The organism is Prevotella sp. oral taxon 299 str. F0039 (genome assembly GCF_000163055.2).
In the GTDB taxonomy this organism is placed as follows: domain Bacteria; phylum Bacteroidota; class Bacteroidia; order Bacteroidales; family Bacteroidaceae; genus Prevotella.
This window is the reverse complement of sequence record NC_022111.1, coordinates 911,206-933,681: the sequence shown is the minus strand read 5'-3', so window position 1 is coordinate 933,681 and position 22,476 is coordinate 911,206. Positions and strand designations below refer to the sequence as shown.

The following is a 22,476-nucleotide window of genomic DNA, read 5'->3' as shown; positions in this document are numbered from 1 at the left end:
GCAATGTATAAAGGTGATGCAATTCTGTTTGCAAAGCAGTCACTTTTTATTTAAACTAATAATATCCTCAACGGGATAACATCTCTAAATAAGACATAACGAGAGACAGATGGCTCAGAAACTCATACAAACACAAGAACAAAAACAAATACAAATTCAGCGTCTTTCACAGCAACAAATGTTGCAAGTGAAACTGTTAGAGATGCCTTTAACTGAGCTAGAAGAAAGTATTAACTCTGAACTCGATGACAATCCAGCACTCGAAATGGGTGAGAATGACGAACCACAATCTACTGATACCAATCTTTTAGATGGTGATTCTGAATTGACTGAAGAGGAAAAAAGTGAGAGAGAAGAGCGTGAAGATGCTTTGGAAAGAGCCTTAGAGACTATCAGTGGAGATGATGAAATGCCCCAAGTGTATGGTAGAAACGAATCGAATAATGCCGAACACGAGGAGATGATTTACGGAGATACTATTTCTTTCTATGATAAACTCAAAGAAGAAATGAGCGAAGTTAATCTCACTGAAGAGCAAAACAAGGTGATGGAGTATCTCATTGGCTCTTTAGATGATGATGGTTTGCTACGAAAAAGCCTCGATACAATAAGCGATGAACTTGCTATTTATAATGGTATTGATATCAGTGTAGAGGAGATTGAAGATGTATTGGCAATTCTTCAAACATTCGATCCCGCTGGTATTGGTGCACGTTCGTTGCAAGAATGTTTACTTTTGCAAGTAGAACGGAAGTCGGAAGGAACCTTAAAGAAGCTAATGCGCACTGTTCTTGAAAAATACTTTGATGAGTTTACCAAGAAACATTGGGATAAAATAAAATCTCAATTAGGTTTAACTGAAGAACAGAAAGAAGCACTTCAACGTGAACTTTATAAGTTAAATCCTAAACCAGGGGCTGCTTTGGGTGAGACACAAGGCCGAAGTTTGCAACAGATAACACCTGATTTTATTGTAGAAACAGCCGAAGATAATAGTGTTTCATTTACTTTGAATCGTGGAGATATACCTGAACTAAAAATATCTCAATCGTTTTCAGATATGGTTCACGAGTATAAGAACAATAAACATGGTATGTCTCGTCAACAAAAAGAGGGTTTGTTGTATGCTAAAGAAAAGGTAGAAAGAGCTCAAGGGTTTATCGAAGCTATAAAACAACGTCACAATACGCTTGTTACAACAATGAAAGCCATCATTAATTGGCAATTGAAATTCTTTCAAGATGGAGATGAGGCAGACCTAAAACCTATGATTTTGAAAGATATTGCAGAAAAAACAGGGCTCGATATCTCCACCATTTCACGAGTAAGCAATATGAAATACGCTCAAACAAAGTGGGGAACATTCCCCCTTCGTTATTTCTTTAGTGATGGATATACCACAGAAGGAGGCGAAGAAATGTCTACTCGAAAAATAAAAGTCGCTCTTAAAGAGTTGATAGATGCAGAAGATAAGAGTAAACCAATGAGCGACGACAAGCTAACAAGTGAAATGTCGAAACGTGGTTTTCCTATTGCAAGACGTACAATAGCTAAATATCGTGAACAATTAGGAATACCTGTAGCTCGTCTTCGTAAAGCATAAATATCGAAAAATGTCCAATATTGATAGATAAAAGAAAAATATCAAGATGAATGAGAAGAACATTATATTGGTTTCAAGAATAGTAAGTATGGTCTTTACACCATTCTATTTACCCCTCTTTGGTATGATGATACTATTCTTTTTAACCTACTTAAACCAAATGTCGTTAGCCTATCGACTTTCGATTCTTGGTGTTGTGTATATTTTTACAATACTTCTCCCAACTCTACTTATTCATTTTTATAGACGATATCAAGGTTGGTCGCTTTTAGAATTAGGTCTTCGAGACCGAAGAATGTTTCCTTACATCATCTCAATTATATGCTATTTTACGTGTTTTTACTTGCTAAGTCGTTATAATGTTGCGAGTTTTGTGGGTAGAATACTAATTGCAGCACTCTTAATTCAGGTGATCTGTGCTCTAATAAATGTGTGGTGGAAGGTCTCAACCCATACAGCTGCCATCGGAGGTGTGCTTGGTGCACTGATGGCTTTTGCCTTTTTGTTCAATTTTAATCCAACTCTCTGGTTGTGTTTGGTTTTCTTTGTAGCAGGAATAGTAGGTTCAAGTCGTATGATTTTGTTACAACATTCACTCTCACAAGTATTAACTGGGTTCGGAATAGGACTCGTTACAGCATTTTTAATTATTCTATAAAACAACTAAAATAATAACAATATGAATCCAAAAGTTAGCATAATAATGGGAAGTACAAGCGATTTGAAGGTAATGGAAAAAGCTTGTGAATTTTTAAATGATATGGAAATACCATTCGAAGTAAATGCTTTATCAGCTCATCGTACCCCTGATGCGGTCGAAACATTTGCTAAAAACGCTGCATCTCGTGGTGTAGAGGTTATCATTGCCGCAGCTGGTATGGCTGCAGCTCTACCTGGTGTTGTTGCAGCTTCAACATCTTTACCTGTTATTGGTGTTCCTATTAAGGGAATGTTAGATGGATTAGACTCTCTATTGAGTATCGTTCAAATGCCTCCTGGAATTCCTGTTGCAACTGTAGGAGTGAATGGTTCACTCAATGCAGCTATCCTTGCAGCTCAAATGATCGCTCTTTCTGATAGCGAAGTAAAGCAGAAAGTGATGGAATATAAGGCTGGATTAGGATCAAAAATAGAAAAGGCTAATAGAGAATTGGCAGAAATTAAGTACGCATTTAAAACCAACTAAAATGGTGAAAGTAAAGGAGTAGGGTAATGAAATATTCTCTTCTCCTTTATGATTACTCATTATTTATATATGATTGATTTATTTAATTATCAGCGAAGAAAATCGAGTGTCGCTAAAATTGGAAATCTTTTAATTGGAGGCGAAAATCCAATTAGAGTGCAGTCGATGACAACTACTGATACAAATGATACTCAAGCGTGTGTAGAACAGGCTGAACGTATTATTCAAAAAGGTGGCGAATTGGTTCGGTTAACAACTCAAGGAGTTCGTGAAGCCGAAAATATGAAGTGCATAAACGATGTTCTTAAAGCTAAAGGATATGAAGTTCCTTTAGTTGCTGACGTGCATTTTAATCCCAGAGTTGCCGATGTTGCTGCCACAACTACTCAAAAAGTGCGTATAAATCCAGGTAATTATGTAGATCCTGCACGTACTTTTAAAAAGCTAGAATATACTGATGAGGAGTATGCTCATGAGCTATTAAAGATAGAAGAACGCTTTATTCCCTTTTTAAATATATGTAAGGAGAATAAAACAGGAATAAGAATAGGTGTTAATCATGGCTCTCTTTCAGACCGAATACGTAATAGATATGGCGATACTCCAGAAGGAATTGTAGAAAGTTGCTTAGAGTTCTTGCGTATATGTCAACGTGAATCATTTAATGATGTTGTGATTTCGATAAAGTCTTCTAACACTGTTATTATGGTTCGGTCTATGCGTTTGCTCGTAGAAGCAATGGAAAAAGAGGGAATGAGCTATCCCCTTCACCTAGGAGTAACCGAAGCTGGAGAAGGAGAAGATGGTAGAATAAAGAGTGCAGTGGGTATTGGTGCTTTGCTATCTGATGGTATTGGCGACACAATAAGAGTGTCTTTGAGTGAAGAACCCGAAGAAGAAATACCTGTCGCAAAGCATCTTTGCGATTATATAACAAGCAAAGTGGCTCCTGTTACATTACCTGAAACACCTGCAAAGGACTTTAATTACACTCATCCTACACGTCGTTCAACTTGCCAAGTAGGTAATATTGGAGGCGAAAAGGTACCTGTTGTAATTGTATCTAAGCCTTCTTCTATGTTTGAAGAGCCTAAAGATGAGGAAGAAGTAGTGATTATTTCTAGTGATAAACCACAAGCACCTAAGGCCGATTACATGTATGTTGGTAGCGAATTACCACAGAATATTGATAAGAAACGCTGTTATATTGTTGATTATGGAGTGTATAATGACTTGAAAGAGCAATACTCTGACTTGATGTTATATCCCATATTTCCCTATAATTCAGTTCCTTTTATCTCTCATATTCAATCAGATATAAAGTTTCTTGTGTTGCAATATGGAGCTGATAGCGATGAGTATGTAGCTTGTCTAAAGGCACATCCAGAGGTTGTTGTTATTTCAATGGCTGGAAAAGATAATCAATTAGGTCGTCATAGAGCTTTAGTTCACGACTTAATGAATCATAATATCACGAATCCAGTTATCTTTGCGCAACTATATATGCACTCTTCAGAAGAACAAAGCGAGTTTCTTCTTGAAGCTGCAGCTGATATGGGCGCCTTAATGATTGATGGCTTGACCGATGGAATATGGCTAATGAATGCAGGAAGCTTATCTAATGCAATTGTAGAGCATACCTCTTTTGGCATACTTCAAGCTGCAAGACTTCGTGTAAGCAAGACAGAATACATCAGTTGTCCTGGTTGTGGACGCACACTTTACGATCTTCGAAGTACAATTGCACGCATAAAAGCAGCCACAGAGGGTATGAAAGGCCTCAAAATAGGTATCATGGGATGTATTGTTAACGGTCCTGGTGAGATGGCAGATGCCGACTATGGCTATGTAGGAGCAGGCCCAGGAAAGGTCTCTTTGTATAGAAGGCAAGAGTGTGTAGAAAGAAATATCACTGAAGAAGAGGCTGTAGATCGTCTTCTTGCTTTGATTAATAGAGACAAAGAAGAGCAGAAGTAATTCTAAATAGTTCTCTAACTAAAGGGCACTGACATGCTAACTGGATAGCGTATAGGTTCTGCCTTTGTTATAAGGATCGATATTTTTCATATAAATAATAATTGGATATAGAGCGGATAAGAAAATGATAATAAACGATTTATTAGAAAATTATACTCCTTCAGCTACTCGTTATGAGGCATCTGAGTTGTTTTACAATCGTTGTGGTCGTTCAGGTATAATACTTCCAAAGGTTTCTTTGGGTCTATGGCATAACTTTGGACAATCAAATGACTTTGATACTTGCCGTTCAATACTGCGTTATGCCTTTGATAATGGTATTGTTCATTTTGATTTAGCCAATAATTATGGACCTCCAAAAGGCTATGCAGAGCAAACGTTTGGAAAGATTTTGCAAAGAGACTTTAAACCTTTTAGAGACGAAATGTTTATTGCAACGAAGGCAGGATATGATATGTGGGAAGGTCCTTATGGTAATTGGGGAAGCCGAAAGCATATCATTTCGAGCTTAGACCAAAGCTTATCTCGAATGAAACTCGATTATGTTGATCTCTTTTATAGTCACCGTTACGACCCAAACACACCTATTGAAGAAACACTTAACGCTCTTGTAGATGTTGTTAAGCAAGGAAAAGCATTGTATATAGGTATCTCTAGATGGCCATTAGAACAGCTTAAACAGGCTTATAGCTATCTTGCAGAGCGTGATGTGAAGCTTCTTACAATTCAAGATAGATTGAACTTATTGGATAGAAAGCCTCAAAATGAAGGAATGTTGAGTTTTTGTAGAGAAGTAGGGGTAGGCTTTGTGTCATTCTCTCCCTTAGCTCAAGGATTGCTAACCAATAAGTATCTCAATGGGATACCTGCACATTCACGAATGGAACAGAATGTTTTCTTGCAAAAGAAGGTACTTACTCCAGAGCTACTTGCCTATCTAAAGCACCTCAATTCACTTGCTTCAGACAGACAAGAGTCGCTTGCTGAAATGGCACTTGCATGGGTGTTGGCTCAGAAAGGTGTAACCTCTGTTATTATAGGAGCAAGTAGTGTTGAACAATTAGCTCAGAATATCAAATGTGTTGATGCAGCTTCCTTTATCGAAGAGCTATAATATCTCTAAAGGTAAAAAGATAAACTATCAACAGAAATAATTACTTTAAAGTCATAGTATTCTTTGGAAAAGAGTAGAAGCACGAACGAATTATGTTTATAAATATAAAGAAACGAATATTCATTCTACTATCTTGTTTGGCTACTTGGGGTACCATTGTAGCTAATGATAGTATTATTATTGAGCAAGATAGTATTCTTCCGCTTCAATATAAAGATTCAATAGCAGTAAATACGGCTTTCAATCAAAAGTCGTTTAGTCGCAATGCGTTCAATTATAACTTTTCTTATGTTGGCTTAGGGTTCATCACTTCAGGCTTTTTTATAAAGCGTCAGAAGGACCAATTTAGAAGTATGAGGCACTATTTTACGCCTCATTATAGTAAATCCTTCGATAATTACACTCAGTATGTACCCTTATTTGGAACTTGGGCATTAAAGGCTTCGGGTGTAGAAGGACGCAGTTCGTGGAAGGGATTGGCATTAAGTAATGTTCTTTCGCTTGCATTTATGGGAATAGCAACAAATGGGATGAAATATTCTGTACGTGAGTTGCGTCCCGACGGAAGTACAAGAAATAGTTTCCCTTCAGGTCATACAGCTTTCGCTTTCGCTGCAGCTACGATATTACATAAGGAATATGGACAGACAAGAAGTCCACTTTATAGTATTGCAGGCTATTCTTTAGCAACCTTAACGGGCGTTGGGCGAGTGCTAAATAATCGTCATTGGGTAAGTGATGTGCTAGTTGGAGCAGGAATCGGAATAGTGTCTACCGACCTTGGTTACTTTCTTTCAGATGTTATTCTCAAGCAAAAAGGCATACAAAGGGGCAGTAGACAAATAGGCATTTACGATGTTTCTAAACATCCATCATTTTTAAGTTTAGGTATACAAGTATATGATGGACCTAACAAACTATCCCTAAATAATATCTATGATAATTACGATTCAAATGGAATTCCATATGCTTCAAATGATAGTAGGGGGGTAAGTAATTCATTAGGACTAGAACTTCACTTTGGAACAGGATCGTCAGTGAACCTTGAAGGTGCTTATTTCTTTCACCCAAATATCGGTGTTGGTGGTAAACTTCGTGTGATATCAGTACCCGTAACAGCATCTGTTGATTTGTCGAATGGCTTCCGTTATTATGTAACAGAGGATCAATCGCTTGCCAATATCTTGAAATCTAATGCACAATTCGTTGGAGTTGAGTCTACACATATGGGTGCTTTCGATTATCAAGCAGGTGTATATTTCTCTTATCCTTTGTCTTCTAGATTGCGACTTGGTGCAAACCTCCTTGTGGGACAGCGTTTTTTAATGGACTATAAGGTAGATGCGGCATTGGATATCAATGCCAATAGAATGAAAAGTGAGTTAATGCAACTACAAAGTAGCAGTCCTGCAACAGGTGTAAAAGCAGCCGAACGCACAGCAATATTAAAGCAGTTAGAGCCTTTAAGTGCTGAGTCGGTGTATAGTTCTACCGAGTTTATGAGCTTATCTTCCAAACCCTCTTGGCTATATGGTGCAGGCCTGTCGTGCATTTGGGCACATAAAGAAGGAATAGCGTTTAGAATTCAGCTTAATTACGACCATTCAAGGGCAGCTTTCTCTTATGATGTAAAGAGCCGATGGGGACTTTCTTCAGAAGGAAGTGTAATGAAGATAAAAGATTCTTTCAGTCGAAAGATATCGTTTAATTCGCTTAGTTTAGGATTTGGAATGTGTCTTTTATTTTAAAGAAGATGTGCGATATGAAGTTTAGAACAATAGTAGATATACCCAAGAGCAATTTTTCTATTAATCCATTTGCCCGTATGTTGTTTGTAGGTTCATGCTTTGCGGATAATATGGGTAAGAAGTTTACAGCAGAAAAGTTCAACACTTTGGTTAATCCTTATGGTGTAATGTATAATCCTGCGAGTGTTTATCACACCATTCAACGCATTTCTTTTGTTCCAGATTATGCTATCTTCACTTTAGGGACTAATAGAGTTTATATTTTAAAAGAAACCAATGAGATTGTAGATAATTGCCGAAAGCAACCTCAAAGCTTATTTCGTGAGGAACAATTAAGTATTGAAGAAAGTGTAAACTATTTGAGCTTGGCAGTTGATAGACTAATAGAACTCAATAAAGATATTAAAATTATTGTAACAGTTAGTCCTATTCGATATTCTAAATATGGTTTCCATGGTAGCCAATTGTCTAAAGCAACGCTATTACTTGCATCGCAACAACTTTTAGAACGATATCCTGATAGAGTAGAATATTTTCCTGCTTACGAGATAGTGAACGATGAATTGAGAGATTATCGCTTTTATGCGAGTGATATGTTACACCCCAATGAGCAAGCAGTAGATTATATTTGGGAGCGTTTTAGTGAAATGTATTTTAGTCAATCAACTATAGAGTTCATTACAGAATGGTGTCCTATAAAGAAGGCTTTGGCTCATAATGTGCTCGATGTAACATCAAATGACTTTATAAAGTTCAAGCAATTGAGTATTGAGAAACTCAATACTATTGCGAAGAAATATCCTTCTCTTGATGTAACTAAAGAAGTATTGTATTTCAAAACAATGCAATGAATATTGATGAGATGATAAATCCTTAAAGTTCATAATACCTTGAAAGTTATTTAGCACAATTTTATAAATGGTATTGTTTTGTGGAAAATACTAATTCTTATTTGCTAAATAAAAAATAATAATTATATTTGTAAATATTTAATACCCATCAGCGCATTTAATATGCGATAAATAATATTAAAAACTAACCATAATTAATATTTTTGAAATCTAGAAACGACAATGAGAACTATTGTAGTAATTATTTTCTTTATTTTTTCAATATCTTTCTCTTATGCAGAAGAATTCGTATTATATCGTTTTGTTAATGATATTACCACTTTGAAAGTGGGTGATCATCTTGTTATCGCGAATCCAACGACTCGTAAGGCAATGGGAAAAGTATCCTATAATGAGGGGATGCACAATCGAGATGCTATTTATTCGAATTTTATTTCTGATACAGAGTTGCTTGTAGATACAGCCCTTTTGGCTGAATTTGTTCTTGAAGGTAAGCCAAATGCTTGGCTCTTAAAAGATTTGAAAGGTTATTTAACAACTAATAAAGAAAAGAAGAGTGGGCTCTTTGTTAAATCTTCTCCAACTCATTCTAATTCTTATCAGCCTTATGAGAGTTATCTTTCGATTTCATTATCAAAAGATAAGTATCATCATGATCTTATTTTTAATGTTAAATCGCCAAATTGGGCTCCCAAACAAATCAATTATTATCCTGGATATTTTTCATGTTATTCCCTAAGAGAGTCTGAAGTTGCTCTTTTTCGACGTGAACGAGTTGTTGATGCCATTATACTAGATACGCTTAAAACAGCTACTTACTATTATGGGACAAAGACTTTTGCACTTCCAGAAGGTCTAACCGCCTATACTATTCATGCAAATAATGGGGTGCTAGTAAAGGGGAAAATCTATAAAGGTAATCAAGTTCTTCCCGCAAATCAAGCAGTAATAATCGAAGGATCAGAAGGAGTGTATATCTTAGAAGAAGCATCTACAAGAGAAGAGGCAGACCCAGAGAATTTATTACGAGGCAGTGATGTGCGTCAAAGCATAGAAGCCACATTACCAAATGAGAAACTATATAAATTGAGTCTTGGTGAATCGAAGCGTGCAAGCAGTCTTGGTTTTTATTGGGACAATGAAAATGGTGATAAGATTGATAATCATTCTCATAAAGCTTTCCTCGTCTTAACACAGCCATCAGCTACAACATTGCATTTTATAAGTATGCCCGTAACCTTTTCTACCAATATTAAATCAATTAAAATGCAGCCGAATAGTAGTGTTATATACAATCTTTGTGGGCAGAAAGTTCTTTATCCAACATCAGGTATATATATTATTAATAATAAAAAAGTATATATAAAATAGGGAGTAATGTATATTGGGAAGGTTGGTTATTCCGGTTTACTTTTTATATTTATGAATCCATTTATAAACTTCTTTTATTAAGTACAGTCTTAAAAATGTATAGGTAGAGTACTAAAAAAGTGTGTAAGGTACTACTAATAAATTTTATAATACGATATTTTATAGCTTTATGCAATGTATTGTACTCTCTACATCAAGTTTTAGTTGGCTTAGAGTTGGCTCTTGAGCGAATAAACCGAATATAGTACTACCACTTCCGCTCATAGCTGCATATTCTGCTCCATTTAAATAGAGTTGTTCTTTAATGTCTTTCAACTCAGGATTCATATTGAAGATGGGAGCCTCAAAGTCATTAAAGAGTAGCTCTTTCCACTCTTTTATTGGTTTGTCAATAATATCTTTACAGTTCATTACAGGCTTTTGAGGAGTAATCATACCAAAGGCTCCTTTGGTTGAGATTGATACCAATGGTTTAACTATAATGATATAATATTGAGAAAGCTTTTCTGCTAAAGATGGGATAGGGGTTAATTGTTCTCCAATTCCTTCAGCATACGCAGGCACACAATTAATAAAGAAAGGACAATCTGCACCTATTTTGACCGCATATTCTTCTAATTGTGAATTCGTAAGTTGTAATTTACAATAGTTATTTATGAGTTTCAGCATAAAGGCAGCATCGCTAGAACCACCACCCATACCTGCTTGAGTAGGTATTTCTTTGTGAAGATGAATGTGAAGTCGTGGCAGTTGAAAATCATTTGCAAGAAGTTTATATGCTTTTACTACAAGATTGTCTTGCTCATCTCCATTGAACGATGTTCCTGTTACTTTTAAATTGTAATTGAAAGAAGTAGGAAACTCATTATCAATAGTATGTACTTCGAGCGTATCATGTAGAGGAATAGGGTAGAACACCGTTTCTAAATTATGATAACCATCAGGTCGTTTAGATACAATGTTGAGTCCTAAATTAATTTTGGCACATGGAAATATCGTCATATAATTGTCTTCTTCTTCAAAATATATAGGGACATAGAATCTCAAAAGTCTCTATGTCCCTTTAAATATAAATAATTTACTCTTTGTATTAATCTCTTTTAAGTGCTTCGATATGTTTAGCATAAGCGTCCCAGTCGGTTATTTTGTGTCTTGCTACGCCACTTTCCATGGCCGCTTTAGCAACAGCTGTACTTACTTTAACAAGTAATCGTGGATCAACTGGTTTGGGAATGAAATATTGAGCACCAAACTCTAAGTCGCTAACATTGTATGCTTTTTTCACTTCTGCAGGTACTTTTTCTTTTGCAAGAGCTGCAATTGCATAAGCTGCAGCTTTCTTCATCTCCTCATTAATTGCTGTTGCACGAACGTCTAGTGCACCTCTGAAGATATAGGGGAAGCCAAGTACGTTATTGATTTGGTTAGGATAATCAGATCTTCCTGTTGCCATTAATATATCAGGACGACATTCTGTTGCTGCCTCGTATGTAATTTCAGGGTTAGGATTAGCTAAAGCAAATACAATAGGACGATCATTCATTGATAGAATCATCTCTTGTGACACTACATTAGCTTTAGAAACACCTAAGAATACGTCTGCACCTTTCATTGCATCAGCTAGAGTTTTTATATCAGTTCTAGTGCTTGCAAAGAATTTCTTTTGTTCATTTAAGTCAATTCTGTCGGTAGTTATTGAGCCTTTAGAATCTAACATAATGAGGTTCTCTTTCTTAACACCAATAGAAAGATATAGTTTCGCTGTTGAGATAGCAGCTGCACCAGCTCCGTTAATAACAACTTGAACCTTACCTATTTGCTTATTAGCCACCTCAAGTGCATTAATAAGACCTGCAGCACTAATAATTGCAGTACCATGTTGGTCGTCGTGCATAACAGGAATATCAAGATTTTTTTTCAATCTCTCTTCTATATAAAAACATTCAGGTGCTTTTATATCTTCAAGATTAATACCACCAAAGGTACAAGCAATACGTTCTATAGTCTCGCAGAACTTTTCTGGGTCTTTCTCATCAACCTCAATATCGAATACATCAATTCCTCCATAAATCTTAAAGAGTAGTCCTTTACCCTCCATAACGGGCTTTCCACTCATTGCACCAATATCTCCTAGACCCAAAACTGCAGTACCATTAGAAATAACGGCAACAAGGTTACCTTTATTGGTGTATTGAAAAACGTCATTTGAATTTTGTTGTATTTCCAAACAGGGATATGCAACACCAGGAGAATAAGCCAAACTTAAATCGCTTTGTGTGCTATAAGGTTTTGTTGGTTTTATTTCTATTTTTCCAGGGCGACCTTCATTATGATAGTGAAGAGCCGCTTCTTTTGTTACTCTTGTCATAATATTAAAAACTTTAATAAGTTGGATAATCCAATTCACAAAGGTACTAAAAAAAAGGAAATAAGGCTATTTTTGAGTGCTTTTTTATATCTTTGTACTCGCAAAAAAACATTTTATGATTAAAGATTGTATTGTAAACGATTATAGAAGCGAACTAAAGAAACGAATTTTAGAATATTCTGAGCAAGAATTTTACTCAAATGGAGTGAAACAAGTAAAGATGGATAATATTGCAAACTATCTTTCCATTTCAAAACGTACTCTATACGAAATCTATCCAACTAAGGAAGACTTATTATTAGAGTGCTTTAAAAAACATGAAGAAACACATGAAGCAAAAGTTGAACAATATATAGAAAATACTAATCCCAATGCAATTGAAATCATTATTTTTGCTTATAAGTTGAAGCTAGAGCATTTCTTGCAAATAAATTCTTTATTTTTTGAAGAACTTTGTAAATACCAACGTATTGTAAGTTTCTTTGAGAAAAAGGAAAAAGAACGTGAAACGAAATTTGAATGGCTTTTCACTCGTGGAGTGGAAGAAGGGTTCTTTAGAGAGGATTTGAATCCAAGAATTATCTCAAATATGTTCTCAATTTCATTGAAAGAGGCAATAGATAATGAGCTATATAAAGATTTTGGAATACAATATCTTTTCCGTGACATAGTATTTACACTTGTTCGGGGAATTTGTACCATCAAAGGTATTGAAACAATAGATCAACTTTTACATTAATAAAAGCTGATCTATTGTTCTTTTTGTATTAATTCTAAAATATGAAAAGTTTGTGATTAAAGGCGACAAACTTGTTTTATCCCTTTAATTGTTTTGATTTTCTTTATTAAGCTATCTAGTTTTATTGTGTCTTGAAGCAGTATAGTTAAATTTCCTGTGAATAGTCCGTCATGTGATTCGATGTTGATTGATCGTAAAGTAATTTTCTCTTCTTTTGAAATAATACTGGTGATGTTATTGATTATCGCAATATCATCATTTCCAATAATACGCATTATGGTGCTATATTGTGATGTTCCTTTACCGCTCCAACGTGCTTTTACGATACGATAACCAAATCTTCGGCGTAGTTCTACACTATTAGGACAGTCGCAACGATGGATTTTTATACCTCCATTAATGGTTACAAAGCCGAAAACGTCATCTCCATAGATAGGATGACAGCATTTTGCTAGAGAGAATTCAATGCCTTTTAAGTTCTTATCAATAATTAGAATGTCATCGCTTTCCTTTATCTTTTCTTCGTTAGGATTGTCGAAATTGAATTCCTCTGCAGACCTAGCAGGTTGTGTCGGATTAGCATTCATATAGTAATCTCTAACCTCTAAGTATTTATCAACAACCTCATTAAGATCTAATTTCTCATCTGCGATCTGCTTAAAGAAGTCGGACATTTCTTTGAATCCCATTTTTTTTACAAGATGAGACATTACGGATTCGTCTATATCAATCTTCCTATTCTTAAATCTTCTCTCAAGCATTTCTTTGGCATATAAGCCAGTTTTAGCCTGAGTCTCTTTTAATGCAAGTCGTATTTTCGATTTAGCTCTAGAAGTCTTTACTATTTTTAACCAGTCTCTATTGGGCTTTTGGTTGCTCTGAGTGATGATTTCTACTTGATCACCAGAATGTAATACTTCTTTAATAGAAACATTTCTATTATTTATTTTGGCACCAACACACTTACATCCAAGGCCCGAATGGATGTGGAACGCAAAGTCTAAAACTGTGGCTCCCTTCACTAATTTATACAAATCTCCTTTGGGTGAGAATACATAAACCTCGTCTTCATATAGATCTAACTTGAATTGATCCATTAATTGTAGGTCGTCATTGTGCTCTAATGCGGCACGAATATTACCCAACCATTCATCAATTCCGCTTTCACTTTTAACACCTTTGTAGCGCCAGTGTGCAGCAAGTCCATGCTCAGCTATTTCGTCCATACGCTCGGTTCTTATCTGAACTTCTACCCATCTATTCTCAGGTCCTAGCACAGTGATATGCAAACTCTCGTAACCATTAGACTTTGGAACAGATAACCAGTCACGTAATCGTTTGGGATTAGGTTGATACATATCTGTAATAATAGAATAAGCCTGCCAGCATTGCATTTTTTCTTGTTGCTCAGGAGAATCTATTATAATGCGAATAGCAAACAAATCGTATATTCCAGAGAAACCACATTGCTGCTTTTTCATCTTCTGCCAGATAGAATGAATACTCTTTGTTCGTCCTTTTATTTGGAACTTTAGACCAGCATTTTCTAACTTTTCTTTGATAGGAGCAATGAAGTTACTTATATAAGCGTCACGAGTCTTCTTGGTAGCATTGAGATTTTCCTTAATCATATAATAAGCATCATGCTCAAGATATTTTAGACTGAGGTCCTCGAGTTCACTTTTTAGTTTATAAAGACCTAGTTTATGAGCAAGAGGTGCGTATAGATAATTAGCTTCTTCAGCAGCTCTTTTGCGCTCTTCTTCTTTGTTTGTATCACGAAGTTGCCTCATCATATTCACACGGTCGGCTATCATTAACAAGATAACTCTCATGTCTTCGGCAAACGATATTAGTAAATTTCTAAAGTTTTCGCTTTCTACTACGGGAGTCCTTTTATATAATTCGTGTAGGCGTAATAATCCCTTTACAATTGTAAATACACCTTCTCCAAAATTCTTTTGTATGTTTTCTATGGTTGAAAACTCATTAATTACACTATTAAAAGTGAGTATAGCAATTACAGCGTCACGTTTTAATCCAATTTCTTTAATTGCAATTTGGGCTGTTTCTAGTGCAAATAAGATAGGATTAAAACCAAAAATGTCTCTTGGAATGAGATTATTTTCAAGAGCAATATTAATATATAAGCTTAGTTTTTCTTTCTCTTCAGGTTTGAAAGAGTCTTCTATAGCATCATAAACACTATCGAAAAGTGAGCGTATTTCATTGCGTTCTTTTTCTGTTGAGATATTCTTTTGTTCCATAGCTGCATTTCTTATAATAAACAAAGATACAATAAAATAAAAGGAAGAAGGGTCTTATCTAATTAATTTTATCATTAACATAGTGAATAGGGTGATATTTTTTCTATATCTAAACTAGAAGTTTTCAACTTGGAATTATATTCTTTCAGTTTATATTTGGATATAGTAGAATTAGTTATCGCAGTTTTTTATATGATTTTATTTTAGAAATTTATTTTTTTTATATTTTAGCCTTAACGTAAATTCGTCGGAGTCATGTTATTTAGTGAACGAAAAAGAATCTTGATATAAAATTCTTGTAGGCTCTTTGGCAGAGTGAACGATATAAACGAACTTAAAACCTGCCTCTTTATAGCCTTTAAGTTCTGGGTTTTCATTCAACATCTTGTATATTCCTTCATGAATAGCTTTTTTGTTTTTGTCTACAATCTTCCCATTATCAAAATCCTCAGAGAATGAACAATAGTAAGTATAGCTTTTTGTTAACTTATAGAATACAACACTGTCAGTTCGGGTATAATTTGTAATAGGAGTGGGACAGAATTGTTTTGTATACTCTCTAGCTTCTCTTTCGGCTCTATCTTCTAAGCTTTCTTGACACGATGACACGCAAAATACAACGACAGTGATAAGTGTATATAAAATCTTTCTCATGTTTATTATATTTTATCGCAAAGATAATAAGAATTTGTGATTATTTTATTAACTTTGCCCTAAATTGTGAATAAGAAATAGTTAATGGATAATATAAGAAACTTCTGCATTATTGCGCATATCGATCATGGTAAGTCTACATTGGCAGACCGCTTATTAGAGTATACAAACACTATTAAAGTGACAGGTGGACAAATGTTAGACGACATGGATTTGGAGAAAGAACGTGGTATAACCATTAAAAGTCATGCTATCCAAATGGAATATGAAACTGGTGGACAGAAGTATATTTTAAACCTCATTGATACACCAGGCCACGTCGATTTTTCGTATGAAGTCTCGAGAAGTATTGCTGCGTGCGAAGGAGCTTTGTTGCTTGTAGATGCTACTCAAGGTGTTCAAGCGCAAACTATTTCGAATCTTTATATGGCCATAGAGCACGATTTAGAAATCATTCCAGTGATAAACAAGGTGGATATGCCCAGTGCAATGCCCGAAGAGGTCGAAGATGAGATTGTAGAGCTAATTGGTTGCGACCGAAAAGATATTCTTAGAGCTTCTGGAAAAACAGGAGTAGGAGTGCCAGATTTGCTTGAAGCTGTGGTAAATAGAATCCCAGCACCAAAGGGAGAACCACAAGCTCCACTGCAAGCACTTATATTTGACTCTGTTTTTAATTCATTTAGAGGTATTATTGCATATTTCAAGATAGAAAATGGTAGTATTCGTAAAGGTGATAAGGTGAAGTTCTTTAATACAGGAATGGAATATGTTGCTGATGAAATAGGCGTTTTAAAGATGGATATGATTCCCCGTCAAGAAGTGAAAACAGGTGAAGTAGGATATATTATCAGTGGTATTAAAGATGCAAAGGAAGTAAAGGTAGGTGATACCATTACGCATGTGGCTAGTCCTTGTAGTACTGCTATCTCTGGTTTCCAGGAAGTTAAGCCTATGGTTTTTGCTGGAGTATACCCAATAGATCCAAGTGATTATGAGAATTTGCGTACCTCTTTGGAAAAACTTCAATTGAATGACGCTTCACTTACATTCTCACCTGAATCTTCTATAGCTTTAGGTTTCGGCTTTAGATGTGGCTTTTTAGGACTATTGCATATGGAAATTGTGCAAGAACGATTAGACCGAGAGTTTAATATGGATGTTATCACAACTGTTCCGAATGTTTCTTATATGGTATATGAAAAGACAGGAGTAGAGAAAGAGGTACATAATCCTTCTGGGTTACCTGAACTTACAGCCATAGATCATATTGAAGAACCATATATCAAGGCAACAATTATTACTGATACCAATTATATTGGTGGTATAATGAAGTTGTGTTTGGAGAAGAGAGGTGAGCTGATTAAGCAAGAATATGTTAGTGGAAATCGTGTAGAATTGCACTTTATGATACCTTTAGGTGAAATAGTTATTGACTTTTATGATAAGCTTAAGTCTATTAGTAAGGGCTATGCTTCGTTCGATTATCATATTGATTCCTTTAGAACATCAAAGCTTGCGAAGCTTGATATCTTATTGAATGGCGAGCCTGTGGATGCTTTATCAACCTTAACACATCAAGATAACGCTGTTACTTTGGGTCGTAAAATGTGTGAAAAACTAAAAGATCTTATTCCACGACAGCAGTTTGATATTGCTATTCAAGCTGCGATTGGTGCCAAGATTGTGGCTAGAGAGACCATTAAATGTGTGAGAAAAGACGTGACAGCTAAGTGTTATGGAGGTGATGTTAGTAGAAAACGTAAGTTACTTGAAAAGCAAAAAAAAGGTAAGAAACGTATGAAACAGATTGGAAATGTAGAGGTTCCACAAAAGGCTTTTCTAGCAGTTCTGAAATTAGATTGATGTTATAACCTAACCTACATATATTATGATTAGAAGCATAAACACAGAAGCAATGGCAACAACACCACGTGACATTGCAAGAGAATTAGCCAGACGGTATAGTACAATGACTCATGAAGAGTTAAATGCCTTAGAACGTATAATTATTCCTATGCGATTTGCAAAAGGAAGAAAAATATTATCGGAAGGAGAAATCTGCCGAAATATTTATTATTTGGATAAAGGTATGATACGACAATACTATATAAAAAATGGTAAAGAAGTTACAGAGCATCTTGGATCTGATCATTCTATCTTTATGTGTATAGAGAGCTTGTTTAAAGAAGAACCAACAACTCTACAGGTGGAAGCTCTTGAATCTAGCTTTGTTTATGCTCTTCCCAAAGCGGATTTAGAGCGTATTGCATTACATAATGTAAATATTCAAATGATGTATCGAAAGATATTAGAAGAAAGTTTAATTATCTCTCAAATACATGCAGATTTAGTTCGTTTTGAAACTGCAAAGAATAGATATCAAAGAATGCAAAAGCTTTATCCACAAGTAATATTAAGGGCTCCTTTAACTTATGTAGCAAATTATTTACAAATGACTCCTGAAACATTGAGTAGAGTAAGAGCTTCTTTGCTTTTTGACTAGCCTTTATTTGTAATTAGTATATATGTACTGGAATAAGACTATAAAGTTTTACCTGTTAACTACATATATAAGTGTAAGATGCTTACTCTTAAAAACGGAAAATAGTAGTAAAGGAAGAATACAAAATGCGACCATATTTTCCTTAAATTTGACTTTCTTTATACTATTCTAAAATGTTTATTAAGCCTATACAACGTCTAATATTATAAATGCTAACTTCTCTATAAAAGAGAATAATCTTAATAAGGTCATAAAATCAATAAATGTTTAAATAACATTTATTGATTTTGAATTAGAAAAGTGGGAGAGTGTTAGTTTAATTCGCTTAACTCTAGCCATCTAAACGATTTTTCATCTAGCTCACTTTTTAAGCAAGCTAAACGTTTACTCTTTTCTGTTATCTCTTCAACAGATAGTTCTGATCCCGAAAGAGCATTTTCCAAAGTTTTTTGTTCTTCTTCAAGTTGGATTATTTCTTCTTCAAGTTGCTCAAATTCTCGCTTCTCTTTATAGCTTAATTTACGTTTAGTTTCGTTACGATAGTTTTTCTTTGGATCATTATCTTCTTTCGTATTATTAGCCGTTGGAACTTTTTCTTGAGTCTGAAGGCTCGCCCATTCACGATATTGCGTGTAGTTCCCAGGGAAGTCTTTAATGCGTCCTTGACCTTCAAATACCAATAGGTGGTCTATGATTTTATCCATAAAATAACGGTCGTGACTAATAATTATAACACAACCTGGGAAATCTTGTAGGTATTCTTCTAATACTTGGAGTGTTTGAATATCCAAATCGTTAGTAGGTTCGTCGAGAACTAAGAAATTAGGATTATGCATTAAAACAGTGCAGAGATAGAGTTTGCGTTTTTCTCCACCGCTAAGTTTATATACATAGTTGTGTTGTTGTTCGGGAGTAAACATGAAATGTTGCAAGAATTGTGATGCAGTCATGTGCTTACCACCACCTAAATCAATATATTCAGCGATGTCTTTTATAATGTCAATCACCTTTTGTTGGTCGTTAAACTTTAATCCTTCTTGAGAGAAATAGCCAAACTTTACAGTTTCTCCGATATCAAATCGACCGCTATCAGGGGCAACTTCGCCTAGTAACATCTTTATAAATGTAGACTTTCCTGTGCCATTATCGCCCACAATTCCCATTTTTTCAAATCGAGAAAAGTTGTAATAGAAGTCTTTTAAGATGATCTTTTCAGGACTCCAAGCCTTTGAAACATATTGACATTCAAATATTTTAGAACCAATATAGACATTTTTCGACTTTAAACGAATCTGCCTTTCTTCTATTCTTTGTTTGGCAATCTTCTCTAATTCGTAGAAAGCTTCTTCACGATATCTTGCTTTATGTCCTCTAGCTTGAGGCTGTCTGCGCATCCATTCCAACTCTCTTCTATATAAGTTATTGGCATGTTGTATTTCAGCCTTTGCGTTATTGATACGTTCTTGTCGTTTATCTAAGAAGTAAGCATAATTTCCTTTGTAGGTGAAAATCATAGAATTGTCTAACTCTATGATGCTATTGCACACTCTATCTAAGAAATACCGATCGTGAGTAACCATTAATAAGGTTTTATTTCCACGTGACAAGAAACCCTCCAACCATATAATCATATCAAGATCCAAATGGTTTGTAGGCTCATCTAATATCAATAAATCTGGATTGGTAATCAATACATTAGCTAAGGCCACTCGTTTTTGCTGTCCACCGCTTAGCTCTTTGATGGGTTGAGCAAGGTCTGTTATCTTTAATTGAGTTAGAATTTGCTTTGCTTTTAGTATTTTTTCTTCGTTACCATTGTGGTTAAAGCATGCTTCTAGTACTGTATCATCAGGGTTAAAGTGTGGACTTTGTTCTAAAAAGCCCATAGTTAAGTCTCTTTTAAAGATGATATTGCCTTCGTCTTGACTTTCTTTTCCTGTGAGAATAGATAATAGGGTGCTCTTACCAGTACCATTCTTGGCAATTAATCCCACTCTTTGTCCTTCAGAAATAGAAAACGAAATGTTGTGAAATAGCGTTTGTGTGCCAAACGATTTCGATAAATTCTGAATATCAAGATAAGGAATATTACTTGCCATTGCTGTTGAGTGATTCGTTAATTTGGGAGATATAATTCAATACTTCTTCTTTACCTGTCTTCTTTTCTGCGCTTGTTATAAAATAAGGAGGAAGTTCTTCCCAAGCATCTTGCAATGCTCTCATCCAAGCACTTGCGTTCTTTTGAGCAGCAACGGGACCAAGTTTATCGGCTTTTGTAAAGATAATAGTAAATGGAACTTGACTTGCTCCGAGCCAGTCGATAAACTCTCGGTCTATTTTTTGTTGTGGATGGCGGATATCAATTAATACAAACAGGTTGATAAGTTGCTCTCTTTGCAATATGTATTGAGATATCATTTGTTGCAATTTCTTTTGAACTGCTTTTGATTGTTTGGCATATCCATAGCCAGGAAGGTCCACTAAATACCATTCATTATTAATAATAAAGTGGTTAATAAGTAGAGTTTTACCTGGTTTTGACGAAGTTTTGGCTAGTCCTTTGTGTGTGCAAAGCATATTGATGAGGCTTGATTTGCCTACATTTGATCTGCCAATAAAAGCATATTCATATTTATTATCAGTGGGGCATTTACTCACTGTGGGTGAAGAAACCACGAATTCAGACTTCTTTATTTCCATGTTTGTTGTTTTAAAGAATGAGCATTGTATCTTAAAAGGGAAGTAGATAATATTCTGCTTATATTTTTAGACACAAATATTTATTTGCAAAGATACAAATAAATATGCACTAATGATACGTATTCAAACAAACAGATTTGTTTCTAGCGCAATATCGTTTTATAATTTATTATTCACCCCATGTCCAAACAATGCAAAATCCCCTTTCAAGGGGTCGTGTGGAAATATCTTTCTCATCTGTTTTGTAAGCTCAATAGCCGTCCTCATATTAGCAGTTTTAGTGCTAATAAATCCCAGTTTCTGTGCTTGCTGCATCACATGAGTATCTAATGGCATAATAAGATTACGTTTATCAATAAAGTGTTCCCATACACCTAGGTCCACAGGAGATTCATTTCGAACCATCCAGCGTAAGAACATACAGAGTCGTTTGCATGCAGAACGAGAATTCTTAGGGATAATTCCAACTACATTTTGCTGAGAAAAATAATTGCATATACTATCTATTGCGGTTAAAGTGTCTACAGATGTAGTTCTAATAAAGTTCTCTAAAGAATAGAATTCTTTGAATAAAGTTTCTAAAGCGACGAAGAATTGCAACATCATTGAGTTAGAATAAAGGCGATAAAAGCAAGATTTGTCATTAGGAAAGTATTCTTTATATTCCCCATTTCTAATCCAATTGTATGGCTCTTTTTTGCTCTTCTCGAGTATAAAATTTATCTTTGGAAAGAATTGTTTACGTGAACCATAACTTAAACAGGCTGCAATAAAAGCCATTGTCTCCTGATTTTCTTTACCAATAACTTGGTGCATAAAGTACGAAGGGTCGTCTGTTAGAAAATCATGTGTCTCATATTTCTCTGCTAAAGACTGCAGTAGATGATACTTTTCTGTTTTTGTCATAGTATATGTATTATTATTGTAGATAACGAAGAATTTCTTCTTTTATTGTAATAGCTATGCAATTAGTGTGTAATAGCATAACTTTTATACCTCAAAAGCAATGCTATTGTATAATAAAAGCATAGCTTTTCTATTATGATTACATTTAGATAAATTTCAAATAAAATAGAAATATTTATAAGTGTTTATATATCAAATAAATAATAATATTTATTTTAGTATTTATAGAGATATGTTTATGGCAGAAAATAAACAGAGTGAAAGAGGTAGTATCATTGCCTTTTAGGCTAAACTTATTTGTAAAAGGGATAAGAGTTGATAGATGTTTTGCATAGTTAGATGATTTTTTTTATCTTTGCAAGATATAATAAACACTTAGAATATCGATACTTTTAGCTCAATTGTAGTTCGAAATAAGAGTTAGAAAGTAAGCAATGAAAATAAGGTAAAACTGATTTACTAAAGAAATTCAAAATAAAATACTTT

At 34.9% G+C, this 22,476-nt stretch carries 18 protein-coding genes; 11 read left to right on the top strand and 7 right to left on the bottom strand.

Translation table 11 applies throughout. The annotated features are described in order from the left end of the window. Window positions 1–109: 109 nt before the first annotated feature. The 8 genes from rpoN (at window position 110) to HMPREF0669_RS06780 (ending at window position 9,850) form a co-directional block, all read left to right on the top strand. Entirely contained in the window at window positions 110–1,603 is a 1,494-nt protein-coding gene (gene rpoN, locus HMPREF0669_RS06815; RefSeq protein WP_009227787.1) for an RNA polymerase factor sigma-54, read from the top strand. A 46-nt stretch (window positions 1,604–1,649) separates the two neighbouring features. Next, on the top strand, window positions 1,650–2,261 hold the full coding sequence (locus HMPREF0669_RS06810; RefSeq protein ID WP_009227786.1) for a phosphatase PAP2 family protein: 612 nt from the start codon (window positions 1,650–1,652) through the stop codon (window positions 2,259–2,261). A 21-nt stretch (window positions 2,262–2,282) separates the two neighbouring features. Next, window positions 2,283–2,789, top strand: a complete 507-nt coding sequence (gene purE, locus HMPREF0669_RS06805; RefSeq protein ID WP_009227785.1) for a 5-(carboxyamino)imidazole ribonucleotide mutase — start codon at window positions 2,283–2,285, stop codon at window positions 2,787–2,789. Between the two features lie 69 nt (window positions 2,790–2,858). Continuing rightward, window positions 2,859–4,766, top strand: coding sequence for a 4-hydroxy-3-methylbut-2-en-1-yl diphosphate synthase (locus HMPREF0669_RS06800; protein ID WP_044045663.1), 1,908 nt, complete (start codon window positions 2,859–2,861; stop codon window positions 4,764–4,766). Window positions 4,767–4,890: 124 nt separating this feature from the next. Then, entirely contained in the window at window positions 4,891–5,880 is a 990-nt protein-coding gene (locus HMPREF0669_RS06795) for an aldo/keto reductase (RefSeq protein ID WP_009227783.1), read from the top strand. Between the two features lie 92 nt (window positions 5,881–5,972). Continuing rightward, window positions 5,973–7,628, top strand: a complete 1,656-nt coding sequence (locus HMPREF0669_RS06790) for a phosphatase PAP2 family protein (protein WP_020967269.1) — start codon at window positions 5,973–5,975, stop codon at window positions 7,626–7,628. Window positions 7,629–7,642: 14 nt separating this feature from the next. Then, window positions 7,643–8,479 carry a GSCFA domain-containing protein gene (locus HMPREF0669_RS06785; protein WP_009227781.1) on the top strand — a complete coding sequence of 279 codons (837 nt, stop codon included), beginning with the start codon at window positions 7,643–7,645 and terminating at the stop codon, window positions 8,477–8,479. A 222-nt stretch (window positions 8,480–8,701) separates the two neighbouring features. Then, window positions 8,702–9,850 (top strand): hypothetical protein, encoded by a 1,149-nt coding sequence (locus tag HMPREF0669_RS06780; protein ID WP_009227780.1) that lies wholly within the window; start codon window positions 8,702–8,704, stop codon window positions 9,848–9,850. A 159-nt stretch (window positions 9,851–10,009) separates the two neighbouring features. Here the strand turns inward: HMPREF0669_RS06780 and ispE are convergent, their stop codons facing one another. Together ispE and HMPREF0669_RS06770 are read right to left on the bottom strand one after the other, a co-directional pair. Beyond that, window positions 10,010–10,852: a 4-(cytidine 5'-diphospho)-2-C-methyl-D-erythritol kinase gene (gene ispE, locus HMPREF0669_RS06775; RefSeq protein ID WP_009227779.1), complete on the bottom strand. Its 843-nt coding sequence runs from the start codon at window positions 10,850–10,852 to the stop codon at window positions 10,010–10,012. Between the two features lie 88 nt (window positions 10,853–10,940). Next, complete coding sequence (locus tag HMPREF0669_RS06770; RefSeq protein ID WP_009227778.1) at window positions 10,941–12,218, bottom strand: malic enzyme-like NAD(P)-binding protein; 1,278 nt, start codon at window positions 12,216–12,218, stop codon at window positions 10,941–10,943. 220 nt (window positions 12,219–12,438) lie between these two features. Here HMPREF0669_RS06770 and HMPREF0669_RS06765 point away from each other — a divergent pair, with 220 nt between their 5' ends. Next, entirely contained in the window at window positions 12,439–12,957 is a 519-nt protein-coding gene (locus HMPREF0669_RS06765) for a TetR/AcrR family transcriptional regulator (protein ID WP_232236456.1), read from the top strand. Window positions 12,958–13,013: 56 nt separating this feature from the next. Here HMPREF0669_RS06765 and HMPREF0669_RS06760 read toward each other — a convergent pair whose 3' ends face one another. Together HMPREF0669_RS06760 and HMPREF0669_RS06755 are read right to left on the bottom strand one after the other, a co-directional pair. After that, window positions 13,014–15,224: a bifunctional (p)ppGpp synthetase/guanosine-3',5'-bis(diphosphate) 3'-pyrophosphohydrolase gene (locus HMPREF0669_RS06760; RefSeq protein ID WP_009227776.1), complete on the bottom strand. Its 2,211-nt coding sequence runs from the start codon at window positions 15,222–15,224 to the stop codon at window positions 13,014–13,016. Window positions 15,225–15,482: 258 nt separating this feature from the next. Further along, entirely contained in the window at window positions 15,483–15,878 is a 396-nt protein-coding gene (locus HMPREF0669_RS06755) for a hypothetical protein (protein ID WP_009227775.1), read from the bottom strand. An 84-nt stretch (window positions 15,879–15,962) separates the two neighbouring features. Here HMPREF0669_RS06755 and lepA point away from each other — a divergent pair, with 84 nt between their 5' ends. Then, window positions 15,963–17,744 carry a translation elongation factor 4 gene (lepA, locus tag HMPREF0669_RS06750; RefSeq protein ID WP_009227774.1) on the top strand — a complete coding sequence of 594 codons (1,782 nt, stop codon included), beginning with the start codon at window positions 15,963–15,965 and terminating at the stop codon, window positions 17,742–17,744. Between the two features lie 52 nt (window positions 17,745–17,796). Next, on the top strand, window positions 17,797–18,384 hold the full coding sequence (locus tag HMPREF0669_RS06745; RefSeq protein ID WP_009227773.1) for a Crp/Fnr family transcriptional regulator: 588 nt from the start codon (window positions 17,797–17,799) through the stop codon (window positions 18,382–18,384). Window positions 18,385–18,695: 311 nt separating this feature from the next. Here the strand turns inward: HMPREF0669_RS06745 and HMPREF0669_RS06740 are convergent, their stop codons facing one another. From HMPREF0669_RS06740 to HMPREF0669_RS06730, 3 genes are all read right to left on the bottom strand, one after another. Beyond that, a complete protein-coding gene (locus HMPREF0669_RS06740) occupies window positions 18,696–20,483 on the bottom strand; it encodes an ABC-F family ATP-binding cassette domain-containing protein (RefSeq protein WP_009227772.1) in 1,788 nt (595 codons plus the stop codon). Further along, entirely contained in the window at window positions 20,473–21,084 is a 612-nt protein-coding gene (yihA, locus tag HMPREF0669_RS06735) for a ribosome biogenesis GTP-binding protein YihA/YsxC (RefSeq protein WP_009227771.1), read from the bottom strand. The genes HMPREF0669_RS06740 and yihA overlap by 11 nt, the downstream gene beginning before the upstream one ends. 159 nt (window positions 21,085–21,243) lie before the next feature. Next, on the bottom strand, window positions 21,244–21,990 hold the full coding sequence (locus HMPREF0669_RS06730) for a TIGR02757 family protein (protein WP_009227770.1): 747 nt from the start codon (window positions 21,988–21,990) through the stop codon (window positions 21,244–21,246). Window positions 21,991–22,476 lie beyond the last annotated feature (486 nt).